Annotated in this window: 13 protein-coding genes; 10 read left to right on the top strand and 3 right to left on the bottom strand. The window is 66.0% G+C overall.

Features of this window, described 5'->3' with window-relative positions; genetic code table 11:
• Positions 1 to 53 precede the first annotated feature (53 nt).
• From BMX37_RS11500 to BMX37_RS11465, 8 genes are all read left to right on the top strand, one after another.
• Entirely contained in the window at positions 54 to 854 is an 801-nt protein-coding gene (locus BMX37_RS11500; RefSeq protein ID WP_093665884.1) for a MotA/TolQ/ExbB proton channel family protein, read from the top strand.
• A 94-nt stretch (positions 855 to 948) separates the two neighbouring features.
• Positions 949 to 1,428 (top strand): ExbD/TolR family protein, encoded by a 480-nt coding sequence (locus tag BMX37_RS11495; protein ID WP_093665883.1) that lies wholly within the window; start codon positions 949 to 951, stop codon positions 1,426 to 1,428.
• A 24-nt stretch (positions 1,429 to 1,452) separates the two neighbouring features.
• On the top strand, positions 1,453 to 1,881 hold the full coding sequence (locus BMX37_RS11490) for an ExbD/TolR family protein (protein ID WP_170841946.1): 429 nt from the start codon (positions 1,453 to 1,455) through the stop codon (positions 1,879 to 1,881).
• A 713-nt stretch (positions 1,882 to 2,594) separates the two neighbouring features.
• Positions 2,595 to 4,052, top strand: a complete 1,458-nt coding sequence (purF, locus tag BMX37_RS11485; RefSeq protein ID WP_093665881.1) for an amidophosphoribosyltransferase — start codon at positions 2,595 to 2,597, stop codon at positions 4,050 to 4,052.
• A 52-nt stretch (positions 4,053 to 4,104) separates the two neighbouring features.
• A complete protein-coding gene (locus tag BMX37_RS11480) occupies positions 4,105 to 4,815 on the top strand; it encodes an SDR family NAD(P)-dependent oxidoreductase (protein ID WP_093665880.1) in 711 nt (236 codons plus the stop codon).
• 116 nt (positions 4,816 to 4,931) lie between these two features.
• Positions 4,932 to 5,486, top strand: coding sequence for a dCTP deaminase (dcd, locus tag BMX37_RS11475; protein ID WP_093666005.1), 555 nt, complete (start codon positions 4,932 to 4,934; stop codon positions 5,484 to 5,486).
• A 111-nt stretch (positions 5,487 to 5,597) separates the two neighbouring features.
• Positions 5,598 to 5,960, top strand: coding sequence for a phosphoribosyl-AMP cyclohydrolase (hisI, locus tag BMX37_RS11470; RefSeq protein ID WP_093665879.1), 363 nt, complete (start codon positions 5,598 to 5,600; stop codon positions 5,958 to 5,960).
• Entirely contained in the window at positions 5,957 to 6,466 is a 510-nt protein-coding gene (locus tag BMX37_RS11465; protein WP_244501542.1) for a hypothetical protein, read from the top strand. The genes hisI and BMX37_RS11465 overlap by 4 nt, the downstream gene beginning before the upstream one ends.
• Before the next feature lie 44 nt (positions 6,467 to 6,510).
• Here BMX37_RS11465 and BMX37_RS11460 read toward each other — a convergent pair whose 3' ends face one another.
• From BMX37_RS11460 to BMX37_RS11450, 3 genes are all read right to left on the bottom strand, one after another.
• Positions 6,511 to 7,839, bottom strand: coding sequence for a cell wall hydrolase (locus BMX37_RS11460; RefSeq protein ID WP_093665878.1), 1,329 nt, complete (start codon positions 7,837 to 7,839; stop codon positions 6,511 to 6,513).
• Between the two features lie 68 nt (positions 7,840 to 7,907).
• Positions 7,908 to 8,828 carry a cysteine synthase A gene (gene cysK / locus BMX37_RS11455; protein WP_093665877.1) on the bottom strand — a complete coding sequence of 307 codons (921 nt, stop codon included), beginning with the start codon at positions 8,826 to 8,828 and terminating at the stop codon, positions 7,908 to 7,910.
• Entirely contained in the window at positions 8,825 to 10,117 is a 1,293-nt protein-coding gene (locus BMX37_RS11450; protein WP_093665876.1) for an MFS transporter, read from the bottom strand. The genes cysK and BMX37_RS11450 overlap by 4 nt, the downstream gene beginning before the upstream one ends.
• A gap of 194 nt (positions 10,118 to 10,311) precedes the next feature.
• Between BMX37_RS11450 and pdhA the strand changes: the two genes are divergently transcribed.
• Both pdhA and BMX37_RS11440 read left to right on the top strand, forming a co-directional pair.
• Complete coding sequence (pdhA, locus tag BMX37_RS11445) at positions 10,312 to 11,379, top strand: pyruvate dehydrogenase (acetyl-transferring) E1 component subunit alpha (protein WP_093665875.1); 1,068 nt, start codon at positions 10,312 to 10,314, stop codon at positions 11,377 to 11,379.
• A 1-nt stretch (position 11,380) separates the two neighbouring features.
• On the top strand, positions 11,381 to 12,814 hold the full coding sequence (locus BMX37_RS11440; RefSeq protein ID WP_093665874.1) for a pyruvate dehydrogenase complex E1 component subunit beta: 1,434 nt from the start codon (positions 11,381 to 11,383) through the stop codon (positions 12,812 to 12,814).
• The last annotated feature ends 3 nt before the right edge of the window (positions 12,815 to 12,817 follow it).

Genomic DNA, 12,817 nt, shown 5'->3' with positions numbered 1-12,817 from the left:
CCGCCCACCGATAGTCGCGTCTCCACGTCTTCTTGTTTAAGGAAAGTTCGACCATGATCACCACCATTCTGGCCGCGGGCGGGACCGCGGCGGCGGAGAGCCAGTTCGGTCTCCAGCAGGCCCTCAAGGAAGGCGGCATCATCTCGCAGTCGGTCTTCACCATCCTGGTGCTGATGTCGGTTGTCTCCTTCTACATCCTGTTCTCCAAGCTGTTCGAGCAGCAGAAGATCCTGAACCAGGCCAAGCGCGTGCGTCAGGGTTTCTGGTCGTCCAACTCGCTGCGCGAGGGTTCGGCCAAGCTGGACAAGAATTCGGCCTACAAGCAGCTGGTCGACGACGGTCTGGCCGCTCAGGACCAGCACAAGCAGCTGACCGATCCGGTCGAGGCGCATGACTGGCTGCACGGTTCGCTGGCCCGTTCGGAAGCGGCGATCAACTCCAAGCTGGGCGGTGGTCTGGCGTTCCTTGCGACGGTCGGTGCGACCGCGCCGTTCATCGGTCTGTTCGGTACCGTGGTCGGCATCTACCGCGCGCTGATCAAGATCGGTGCGTCGGGCGATCCCTCGATCGACAAGGTCGCCGGCCCGGTCGGTGAGGCGCTCATCATGACCGCCCTCGGCCTCGTCGTCGCGGTTCCGGCCGTGCTCGCCTACAACTGGCTGCAGCGCCGTAACAAGTCGATCTCTGAGGACCTGTCGGCCTTCTCGAACGACGTGCTGGGCTACCTGGCCTCGAACGGTGCGGTGAAGCCGGTCAGCGCGGCTGCTGCTGCTCGCCCGACCCCGGCCGCAACCCGTCCGACCCCCGGCACGACGACCGCCGGCACGACGGGCGGCGTCGAGAAGCGCGCCTGAAGACCGAACGACATGGGCGGGGTGGCGCTGGTGCCACCCCGTTCAGCCGGTTCCCCTGGGACGCTGGCAAGCATGAGGATAGGATAGCCGTCACATGGCGATGAGCGTTGGTGGAGACTCCACCGAAAAGCCGATGTCGGACATCAACACGACCCCGCTGGTGGACGTCATGCTGGTGCTCCTCATCATCTTCCTGATCGCGGTTCCGGTCGCGATCCAGACGGTCAAGGGCATCAAGCTGCCTTCGGTCCGCTTCGACCCCACGACGACAAAGCCGGAGAACGTGTCCCTCTCCGTCACCGAAGAGGGCGGCCAGTGCGCGGTGTACTGGAACGTCAGCCGGGTGAACCACGAGGAACTGCTCAATCGGGCAGTGGACAAGCTGAAGGCGGAGATCGCACGTCAGGGCGGCGTGAACGCAGCCAATCTGGACCTGCCGGAGGCGCATATCCGCGCTGACGTGAACACGCCTTACCGGTGTGTGGGTGCGACCATCTACACGATGCAGCAGGCGGGTTTTGCCCGCGTCGGCTTCATCTCTCAGCCGTCCGTCGGCGATGCCGCAGCAAGCTGACGGCCAGGATCAGGAGTAACCGACATGGCAATGAGTGGCGGCCGCGACGACGGCGAGCCGATGATGGAGATGAACACGACGCCGTTGATCGACGTCATGCTCGTTCTTCTCATCATGTTCATCATCACCCTTCCGATCCCGACGCATGCGGTGAAGGTCGACCTTCCGGTCAATTCGCCCAACACGCCGAAGCCCCCGATCGATGCCGAAAAGAACAAGGTGTCGATCGCGCAGGACGGCACGATCTCCTGGAACGGTGCTCCGGTCGACGAGGTGACGTTGCGTCAGTATCTCGACCAGACGGCCGGCATGAACCCGGAGCCGGAGCTGCACTTCCAGCCGGACCCGCAGGCCCGGTACGACGTGGTCGACAAGGTTCTGGCGGTCGTGAAGCGTTCCAACGTCAGCAAGCTCGGCTTCATCGGCAACGAGCAGTATCGCAACGATTTCTGATCGATCGTTTCACGGTAACGAACAGGGCGGCCCTCGGGTCGCCCTTTTTGTATGTGCCGGCGGAGGTGAGTCGGCCGGTCTGTCGATGGCCGCTTATCGTCACCGGCCGCAAGGCTGAGCGGGAACTCCTCTCATGTGAGAAGGAATGCTGCTCAGACTGGCGCTTTCGGTACCGGGCATAAGAGGGCGATAATCCGTCTTTCCGTGCCTGACCGCAGAGCCGCCGACTGACTAGAGGCAATGTAGGCGGCTGAGGTGATGTAGGTCCCCGGCTACATCCCCGGCGTTTGCTACCGTGGGGCTGGCTGGGTCAGAACGTGCACTGCAAGCAGCAGCCTTGGATTTGATGCTACCGATTGCATGTGCCGAGCGTCCTCGGCACGCAATCGTAAGGGCACACCGATCCAAAGGCGTAACGAAGCCTGAGCAGTGGTCGGAGCCTGGGCTTGCAGCCTCTCTCCGCCCCTACTCGCGGCTTGCCCGTTAAATCCGTTCTCATGATCTCACGCCGCCGGTCGTTGAACTTCAGCGCCGTGTACGGTGGCCTTGACTCGCTGCACCCACACTTCCGTTCGCAGCCCAAGCGCTATTCCGTCTCAGGAAACTGCGGGCGAAACAGTGTTGCGGTTACCGCCCGCCGGCGTTCGGCTTGCGAGGGGGCGACAAACGGATTGCGGGCGCCTATATCGCCGGCCAGACCAGCGGCGGGCGACATGCTGACCACCAATCCCTTTGATGACGACACGCTGCACGAAGAGTGCGGCATTTTCGGTGTTTCGGGCAGCGAGGGCGCGGCCGCGCTGGTTGCGCTGGGCCTGCATGCGCTCCAGCACCGCGGTCAGGAGGCGGCGGGGATCACCAGCCTGGATCAGGGCCACTTCCACACCCACCGGGCGATGGGTCATGTCGCAGGCAACTTCGACCGGGACGAGGTGATCCGTTCGCTCCCCGGCGCGGTGGCGGCTGGCCATGTGCGTTACTCGACATCTGGCGACACCGCTCTGCGCAACGTGCAGCCGCTTTATGCGGAACTGCAATCGGGCGGGTTTGCGATCGCGCATAACGGCAACATCTCCAACGCGATGCGCTTGCGGCGCGAGCTGGTGCGGCGGGGTTCGATCTTCCAGTCGACGTCCGATACAGAGACGATCATCCACCTGGTCGCCACGTCCAACTACCGGACCCTGCTCGACCGCTTCATCGATGCGTTGAAGCAGATCGAGGGTGCTTACTCCCTGATCGTCATGACGCCGGAGGGGATGATCGCCTGTCGCGATCCGCTGGGTATTCGGCCGCTGGTCATGGGCCGGCTGGGCGACGCGGTGATCTTCGCCAGTGAGACTGTCGCACTCGACGTGGTCGGAGCGACTTTCGAGCGCTCGATCGATCCGGGCGAGCTGGTGATCGTCCAAGGCGACACGATCCGTTCGGTTCGGCCTTTTCCGCAGGTTTCGGCGCGACCGTGCATCTTCGAATGGGTCTACTTCTCCCGGCCCGACTCGATCGAAGGCGATCGGTCGGTCTATGACGTACGCAAGAATATCGGTGCGCAGCTTGCGGTCGAGTCGCCGGTCGAGGCCGATCTGGTGATCCCGGTGCCCGACTCGGGTGTGCCTGCCGCCATCGGCTACGCTCAGGAATCGGGCATACCGTTCGAACTCGGCATCATCCGTTCGCACTATGTCGGGCGCACTTTCATCCAGCCGGGCGACAAGGTCCGCCACCTGGGCGTCAAGCTGAAGCACAACGCCAATCGCGCGCTCATCAAGGGCAAGCGCATCATCCTGATCGACGACTCGATCGTTCGCGGCACCACCAGCCTGAAGATCGTGCAGTTGATGCGGGAGGCCGGCGCGGCGGAGGTCCACATGCGCATCGCGAGCCCACCGACGCGGCACAGCTGCTTCTATGGTGTCGACACACCGGAGCGCGCCAAGTTGCTGGCGGCCAAGCTGGACCTGGGCGAGATGACCGACTTCATCCATGCCGACAGCCTGGCGTTCGTGTCCATCGACGGCCTCTACAAGGCGTTGGGCGAGGCGCGGCGCGCGGACATACGGCCCAGCCACTGCGACGCGTGTTTCACCGGCGACTATCCGACCACGCTGACCGATCAGGACGAAACCGAGGCGGTGGACCAGTTCGCGATGCTGGCCGAGCGCGTGATCTGACGCAGGCGGTGCGGGCTTGATCCCCCGTGCCTCTGTCGTCATCAGCCAAGTCATGACCGACCCCGCTTCATTCTTCGTCGCCCTCGTCACCGGTGCCAGTCGAGGGATCGGTGCGGCGACGGCGGTCGCCTTGGCCGGTCGCGGCGCGCATGTGGTGTTGACCGCGCGTTCGTCCGACGGGCTGGAGGCGGTCGAGCAACAGATCTTCGATGCGGGCGGATCGGCCACGATCGCGCCGCTGGACCTGACGCAGAACGACTCGATCGCGAAGCTGGCGGCCGCGATTGGGGAGCGCTGGGGCCGGCTGGATGGACTGGTGCTCAACGCGGCGCAGTTGGGAGCGTTGGCGGCGGTGCCGGCGATCGACCCTAAGGAGCTGGCGGCGCTGTTGACCCTGAACGTGAGCGCGCCAGCGGCACTCATCGCCGCGTTCGATCCCCTGCTTCGTCGGGCGGATCACGGCCGGGTGGTCGGCGTGACCTCCAGCGTCGGGCGCCAACCGCGCGCTTATTGGGGTGCCTATGGTGCGTCCAAGGCGGCTTTGGAGACGCTGCTGGGTGCCTATGGCGATGAGATGGCGGCGATCAGTCGTGTTCGGGTCGCAATTGTCGATCCGGGCGCGACCCGGACCCGCATGCGCGAGCGCGCCTATCCCGGAGAGGATCCGGCTACCGTGAAGGAGCCCGGTGTCGTCGGTGACCGGATAGCCGAGCTGGTCATGACCGGTTTCGACGCCGGGCACCGTGAAAGGATCGATGGCTGACACCCCTTGTGTCGCGGTCGATCGAGGTCGCGGCGTTGGGGTGAGTCGGGTGAGTGTCCGCGGCGGGCGGCGTGATGATCCCGCTGTTTGTGTCGGGAACGGACGGGGGAAACAGCATGGCGATCATGTCCGATCGATGGATCAGGGAACGCGCGATCGCGGATGGCATGATCGAGCCGTTCGTCGAGGCGCAGCGGCGCGAGAACTGCATCTCCTACGGCCTGTCATCCTATGGCTATGACGCGCGGGTCGCGGACGAGTTCAAGATCTTCACCAACGTCGACAACGCGATGGTCGACCCGAAGAACTTCGCCCACAACAGCTTCGTGGACCGGCAGACCGACGTTTGCGTGATCCCGCCGAACAGCTTCGCCCTGGCGCGGACGGTGGAATATTTCCGGGTGCCGCGCGACGTGCTGGTGATCTGCCTGGGCAAGTCGACCTATGCCCGGTGCGGGATCATCGTCAACGTGACGCCGCTCGAACCGGAATGGGAGGGGCACGTCACGCTTGAGTTCTCCAACACGACGCCGCTGCCTGCCAAGATCTATGCCAATGAGGGCGCGTGCCAGTTCCTGTTCCTGGCCGGAAACGAGCGGTGCGAGACGAGCTACGCCGACCGGGCGGGGAAATATATGCGGCAGCGGGGGGTCACGCTGCCACGTTTGTGAGCCGCAGCGCGCGACGCCCTGGCGTTAGCGTTTGGTGACTGTTCCGAAGGAGTGGTCGCAGGCCGGCTGCGGCCACTTCCGATGACTGCATGGAGAGACTAGGGGGCGATCATGATCGATGATCGCGACACCGGCCTGTCTCTTCGCCCTCGCTTCGACGCCGCCGGGCTGCTCACCGCGGTGGTGCAGGATGCCGCCACGCGGGAGGTGTTGATGGTCGCACATATGGATGCGGAGGCGCTGCGTCTGACGCGCGAAACCGGTGCGGCGCATTTCTGGTCACGGAGCCGCCAGCGCATCTGGAAAAAGGGCGAAAGCTCCGGAAACGTGCTGCACGTCGAGGAGCTGCGGATCGATTGCGATCAGGACGCGGTGCTGGTGCTGGCGCGACCGGCCGGCCCGGCCTGTCACACCGGCGCGCGCAGTTGCTTCTATCGGGTGATTGCGGACGACGTGCTGGTGCCGGCGGGGTGAAGGGGGCGCGTGCCTGTCTGCTGACCCTGCTGCTCAGCGGATGCGGTCCACCGCAGCGGTCAGAGCAGTCCGAAACGCCCGGTGCCCGGCTGGAGGCGGCGGCGACGCGGGCCGGGCTTATCGCGGATCCGGCGGCGGGATCGCTGGTAGGCGCTTGGATGCTCGATACCGATCGCGCGTGCATCGTCCCGGCGGGGCGAGGCGTCAGCCGGATCGGTGTGCTGGTCGATTATGGCGAGGGACAGGGCTGCGTCGCGAGCGGGACGTTGACGCGCAAGGGAGGCGCGCTGGACATCAGGCTCGGCGACGACTGCCGCATCGATGCGAAGTTCGACGGCACGCGCATCATCTTCCCGCCTGCGGTGCCCGAGGGGTGTCGGACCGTCTGTCGCGGCCGTGCGTCGCTCGAGTCGTTTACGGTGGAGCAGGTGAGCCAATCGGTGTCCGAGGCGGGCACGTTGCGGGGCGTCGACGGCGCGCCGCTGTGCGCCACGCCCGGCGGCTGAACAGCGATCGGTCTGATTTGCCGTGGGTCTGGAGCCCTGTGCGATCAGTCCAGCTTGGAAGAAGGCTTGGACGGCCGGTCCGGTACAGGCTCTGCGGACCGCCTACGCACGCCGGGCAGGGGGGCCAGAGGAGCGGTGGGCGGGGCACCGGACTGCGCTGGTTTCGGTGGCGTGGTCGGTTCCGCAGGAGCCGCGGAGGACAAAGCGACCCGCGGCTTCATGCATTCGCGCGGATCGGGGCGGGGGAACTGGCGGCAGTTCCACAACATGCGCTCAAAGCCAGCCGCCCGATCGCGCAGGTAGCTGAAGGACATCAGCATCATCTGGTCGGGCGTGATCGCCTCCACAGAGGCAGGCGTCGCCTGCGCGCTGACCCAGCCGAGCAGCTTGCAGCGCGGACGTTCGCCGCAGGTTTTCAGCGCCACGAAGCGGAACGCGTCCGGCCGCAACCGTGCATCGAGCGTGACGGCGAAACTGTCGGCGTTCGCATCCGACTGAGTCGTGGGAGTGGCGGGCGGCGCAGCCAGAGCAGCGCTTTCTTCCAACGCCGCGGCCGCATCGGCATCGGCCTGGGCGGTGCGATGCGCGTCCGACAGCGGAGCCAGCGCGGCGATGACCGGCTCCGCCGCCGACGGATGGCGGTTGAACGCCGGCGGCGTGCCCCACCATCCGCTCCACCGGAAGAATAGGTGGGTGCGAACGGCCGCGATTTTGTCCAGGCTCGATTGCCAATACGGCACCACCCAGTCGGTGTGGTAATGCGTGGCATATCCGACCGGCGCGTAGACCCCGCCCGACAAGGCCGCCGCGGCGATGTCGCGGGCGCGGCGCCAGCCCGCGGCGGACGGCGTCCACCGGGTCAGTGCACCGTCGCAGGTAAAGGTGAACTGGCAACCGGTGCTGCGCTCCGCACCTTCGAACACCACGGCACACACCGATTTGGGGAAGGCGGGGTGGCGCAGGCGGTTGAGCACGACCTGAGCCACGGCACGCTCGCCCGGAGCATCGTCGCCGGCCTCGTACAGCACGGCTGCGGCGAGGCAGTCCTGCGCGCGCGCGCGATCGTCGGTGGAGCCGGCAAAGCGGAACGCGCGCGCGGCCGGATTGGGATCGGTCGAAAACGGCACCTCCGCGTTGAACGCGCGCGCTTCGTCAGGCGACAGGTCGACGAGCTTGACCGGCTCCACGGCGGGGAGTTCGACCGGTGGCACCACGCGCTGTACCGCCTGGATCGCGCCGACACGGCGAGCGACAGGTACGGGCAGCGACGGTGGGTGGGTGACCACAACGGCCGGCGCGATCACCGCGGCTGTGGCGATCAGCGCAACGCTGGCGGCGGTTGGTAATGACGGACGGCCGGAGATTGGCGTCATGAACGGGTCCTTCCGCGACAGGGGGCGACAGCCCCTCGTCGCGGAGAGGGCGACATGGCGGGGCGGGATCAGCTCTCCGGCAGGAAGTCCGGCACCGACAGGTATCGCTCGCCCGTGTCGTAGTTGAAGCCGAGCACGCGGACGCCGTCCGGCAGGTCGGGCAGCTTCTGCAGGATTGCGGCCAGCGTCGCGCCCGAACTGATGCCGACCAGCATGCCCTCTTCGCGCGCGGCGCGGCGCGCCATGTCCTTGGCGACGGCGGCGTCCACCTCGATCACGCCGTCGAGCGCATCGGTGTGCAGGTTGCGGGGGATGAAGCCGGCGCCGATGCCCTGGATCGGGTGCGGACCCGGCTGGCCACCGGAGATGACGGGGGAGGCGGCGGGCTCCACCGCGAACACCTTCAGATCCGGCCACTGCTTCTTCAGCGTTTCGGCGACACCCGTGATATGGCCTCCGGTACCGACGCCGGTGATGATCACGTCTATCGGCGTGTCGCGGAAATCCTCCAGGATTTCCTGCGCGGTGGTGCGGGTGTGCACCTCTACGTTTGCCGGGTTCTCGAACTGCTGGGCCAGCCAGGCACCGGGCGTCTGGTCGACGATTTCCATCGCGCGCTCGATCGCACCCTTCATGCCCTTTTCACGCGGGGTGAGGTCGAAGGTCGCGCCATAGGCCAGCATCAGCCGGCGGCGTTCCAGCGACATCGATTCGGGCATCACCAGGATCAGCTTGTACCCCTTGACCGCCGCGACCATCGCCAGGCCGATGCCGGTGTTGCCGCTGGTCGGCTCCACGATCGTGCCGCCGGGCTTCAGGTCGCCGGAGGCCTCCGCCGCCTCCACCATGGCGAGCGCGATGCGGTCCTTGATCGAGCCGCCGGGGTTCGACCGCTCCGACTTGATCCACACTTCCGAGCCGGGGAACAGGCGCTGCATGCGGACGTGCGGGGTGCGGCCGATCGTGTCGAGGATCGTGTTGGCCTTCATGGCTTGGCTTCTCCGTGCTGCGGTTCGGTTTCGAGTATCTCCGGGGGATCAAAGGTCCGGGCGCGCTTCAGTTCCGGGAACAGGCGTGCCCAGAGCAGCGTCACCGTGATCGCGCCGACGCCGCCGAACACCACCGCACCGACCGGCCCGAGCAGAGAGGCCATGACCCCGCTCTCGAACTCGCCCAGCTCGTTGGAGGCGGAGATGGTCAGTTGCGACACGGCACTGACCCGGCCGCGCATCGCGTCGGGGGTGTGGAGCTGGATCAGCGACTGTCGCACGTACACCGACACCATGTCGGCACCGCCGGCGACGATCAGGGCGAGCAGGCTGACGATGAAGATGCGCGACACGCCGAAGGTCAGGATGGCGAGGCCGAAGATCACCACCGCGATCAGCATCTTCACCCCGACGTTCGACTTCATCGGGCGCACGGAAAAGAACACGGCCGTGATGGCCGCGCCGATGCCCATGCCCGCCGCCAGGATGCCCAGCCCCTGCGACCCGACATGCAGGATATCGCGCGCATAGACCGGCAGCAGGGATGTCGCGCCCGCCAGCAGCACTGCGAACAGGTCGAGCGTGATGGTCGCCAACACCAGGCGGTTGTCGCGGACATAGCGGAACCCCTCTGCGATGCGGGCAAGGGGGCGGTGGTCGGGCTGCGCAGGCGGTTGCGGCACCGGCCCGATCAGGAAGATGAAGATCAGCGCGACCGCGAACAACAGCGTGGCGGTGCCATAGGCCACGTCGGGATGGATCGCGTAGAGCAGGCCGCCCACGCTGGGACCCGCGATGGTGCCGACCTGCCATGCGATGGAGCTGACCGCGATGGCGGTGGGCAGGTTCTCGCGCGGCACCAGATTGGGGGCAAGCGCGGAATAGGCCGGCCCCGAAAAGGCACGGGCGACGCCGAAACACACCGCCGCCGCGAACAGCGCGAACAGGGTCAGCCGGTTGGACCAGGTGAGATAGCCAAGCGTGCCGGCCACCACGACCAGCAGCGCGGTGGTCGCACGCACGATCCAGCGCCGGTCGAACGTATCCGCGATCAGTCCCGTGAGCGGCGTCAACAGAAACAACGGCACGAACTGTGCGAAGCCGATCATGCCGAGCATGAAGGCCGCTTCCTTGATGCCCATCGTCTCGCGCGCGACGTTGTACACCTGCCACCCGATGACGATCGACATCGCGCTGACCGCGATCGTGCCGGTGAAGCGGGACAGCCAGTATGCGCGGAAGTTCGCGATCAGCAGGGGGTGTCGGGCGGTTTGGGGGACGGAGGCCATCGCCTGAGGCTTTGCCGTTTGCGGGGCGGTGGGGCAACCGCCATATCGAACGGGCCGGGCAAAGCTGTGCTTTCGCGATCGTCAGTGAAGGGCGCGGGAAAAGGGACGCGCGATAACCAGCAATGCTTTGTCAGACGGCAGGGAATTGCCCTTTTCGGGAAGCGGCCTATACGCGTCCCACTTTCTTTTCCCGGATGCAAAGAGGTCCGTCACCCGTGGCCAAATCTCCCGTTCGTGCCGCCGCAGAGCCGCCGATCCCCAATCGCGAGCGTCCTGCCGAGCCGCAGCCCTATCAGGCGTCGAAGGACGAACTGCTCGATTTTTACAAGCACATGCTGCTGATCCGCCGTTTCGAGGAAAAGGCGGGGCAGCTGTACGGCTTGGGCCTGATCGGCGGCTTCTGCCACCTGTATATCGGCCAGGAAGCGGTCGCCGTCGGCCTGCAGTCGGCGCTGAACGGCGACACGGACTCGGTCATTACCGGATACCGCGACCACGGCCACATGCTGGCGTACGGCATCGATCCCAAGGTCATCATGGCCGAGCTGACGGGGCGTGCCGCGGGCATCTCCAAGGGCAAGGGCGGGTCGATGCACATGTTCTCGACCGAGCATAAGTTTTATGGCGGCCACGGCATCGTCGGCGCGCAGGTGTCGCTGGGCACCGGCCTGGCCTTCAAGCACAAGTACAGCGGCGACGGCGGCGTGTGCCTGGCCTATTTCGGCGACGGCGCGGCCAATCAGGGCCAGGTGTACGAAAGCTTCAACATGGCGCAGCTCTGGGGGCTGCCGATCATCTACGTGATCGAGAACAACCAGTACGCCATGGGCACCAGCGTCAATCGCGCCTCGTCCGAGGACCAGCTGTACAAGCGTGGCGAAAGCTTCCGCATCCCCGGCATCCAGGTGGACGGCATGGACGTGCTCGCCTGCCGTGGTGCGGCGGAGGAGGCGCTGGCCTGGGTCCGCGCGGGCAAGGGCCCGATCATCCTGGAGATGAAGACCTATCGCTATCGCGGCCACTCGATGTCCGACCCGGCCAAGTATCGCAGCCGCGAGGAGGTGCAGTCGGTCCGCGACAAGAGCGATCCGATCGAGCACGTCAAGAAGCTGCTGAACGAGCAGGGCGTGGCCGAGGACGAGCTGAAGACGGTCGAGCAGGCGATCCGCAAGGCGGTGAACGAGGCCGCCGATTTCGCCGAGCAGACCCCCGAGCCCGAGATGGGCGAACTCTATACCGACGTGCTGGTGGAGCGTTACTGAGATGCCGATTTCGATCAAGATGCCGGCTCTGTCGCCGACGATGGAGGAAGGCACGCTCGCCAAGTGGCTCGTCAAGGAAGGCGACCAGGTCAAGTCCGGCGACATCATGGCCGAGATCGAGACCGACAAGGCGACCATGGAGTTCGAGGCGGTCGACGAAGGCACGGTGTCGAAGATCCTCGTAGCCGAGGGTACCGACAATGTGAAGGTCGGCACCGTGATCCTGGAACTCGCCGGCGAAGGTGAAGCGACCGAGGCGGCCGGCGGTGAGGACGGGTCGCGCGCGGGCGAGGACGCCAACGTGAAGACCAAGGAGGATCAGCCCGCCGACGAGGCGCCGCCCGTTCCCGAGAGCAACACGCCGCACAAGGTGGAAACCGGCGCGCGCCAGCTGTTCAACGCGGCCAGCCACGATGCCGAGGTTGCGGACCCGGAAGTGCCCGAGGGCACGGAGATGGTGAAGACCACCGTCCGCGAGGCCCTGCGCGATGCGATGGCCGAGGAAATGCGAGCCGACGAGCGCGTGTTCGTGATGGGCGAGGAAGTCGCGCAATATCAGGGCGCGTACAAGGTCACCCAGGGTCTGCTGGACGAGTTCGGCGACAAGCGCGTGATCGACACGCCGATCACCGAATATGGCTTTGCGGGCATCGGCACGGGCGCGGCGATGGGCGGCCTGAAGCCGATCGTCGAGTTCATGACGTTCAACTTCGCCATGCAGGCGATCGACCACATCATCAACTCGGCCGCCAAGACCAACTACATGTCCGGCGGCCAGATGCGCTGCCCGATCGTGTTCCGCGGTCCTAACGGGGCGGCGAGCCGCGTCGGCGCGCAGCATTCGCAGAACTACGGTCCGTGGTACGCCAGCGTGCCCGGCCTGATCGTGATCGCGCCTTATGACGCGGCGGATGCCAAGGGCTTGCTGAAGGCCGCGATCCGGTCCGAGGACCCGGTCGTGTTCCTGGAAAACGAGCTGCTCTACGGCCGCAGCTTCGAGGTGCCGAAGCTGGACGACCATGTCCTGCCGATCGGCAAGGCACGCGTGATGCGCGCGGGCAAGGACGTGACGATCGTGTCCTATTCGATCGGTGTCGGCATCAGCCTGGAAGCGGCGGAAACGCTGGCGGGCGAGGGGATCGAGGCGGAGGTCATCGACCTGCGCACGCTGCGCCCGCTCGACAAGAAGTCGGTGCTGAAGAGCCTGGCCAAGACCAACCGCCTGGTCGTGGTCGAGGAAGGCTGGCCGACCTGCTCGATCGCGTCCGAAATCGCTGCCTTCGTCATGGAAGAGGGCTTCGACGATCTCGACGCGCCGGTGCTGCGCGTGACGGACGAGGACGTGCCGCTGCCGTACGCGGCGAACCTGGAAAAGGAAGCGCTGATCAGCGCGGCCAAGGTGGTCGCGACGGTGAAGAAGGTCTGCTATCGCTAAGAG

This window comes from Sphingomonas gellani (assembly GCF_900110035.1).
Classification (GTDB): domain Bacteria; phylum Pseudomonadota; class Alphaproteobacteria; order Sphingomonadales; family Sphingomonadaceae; genus Sphingomonas; species Sphingomonas gellani.
The sequence above is the reverse complement of the archived record's forward strand: the minus strand, read 5'-3'. Positions and strand labels throughout refer to the sequence as shown.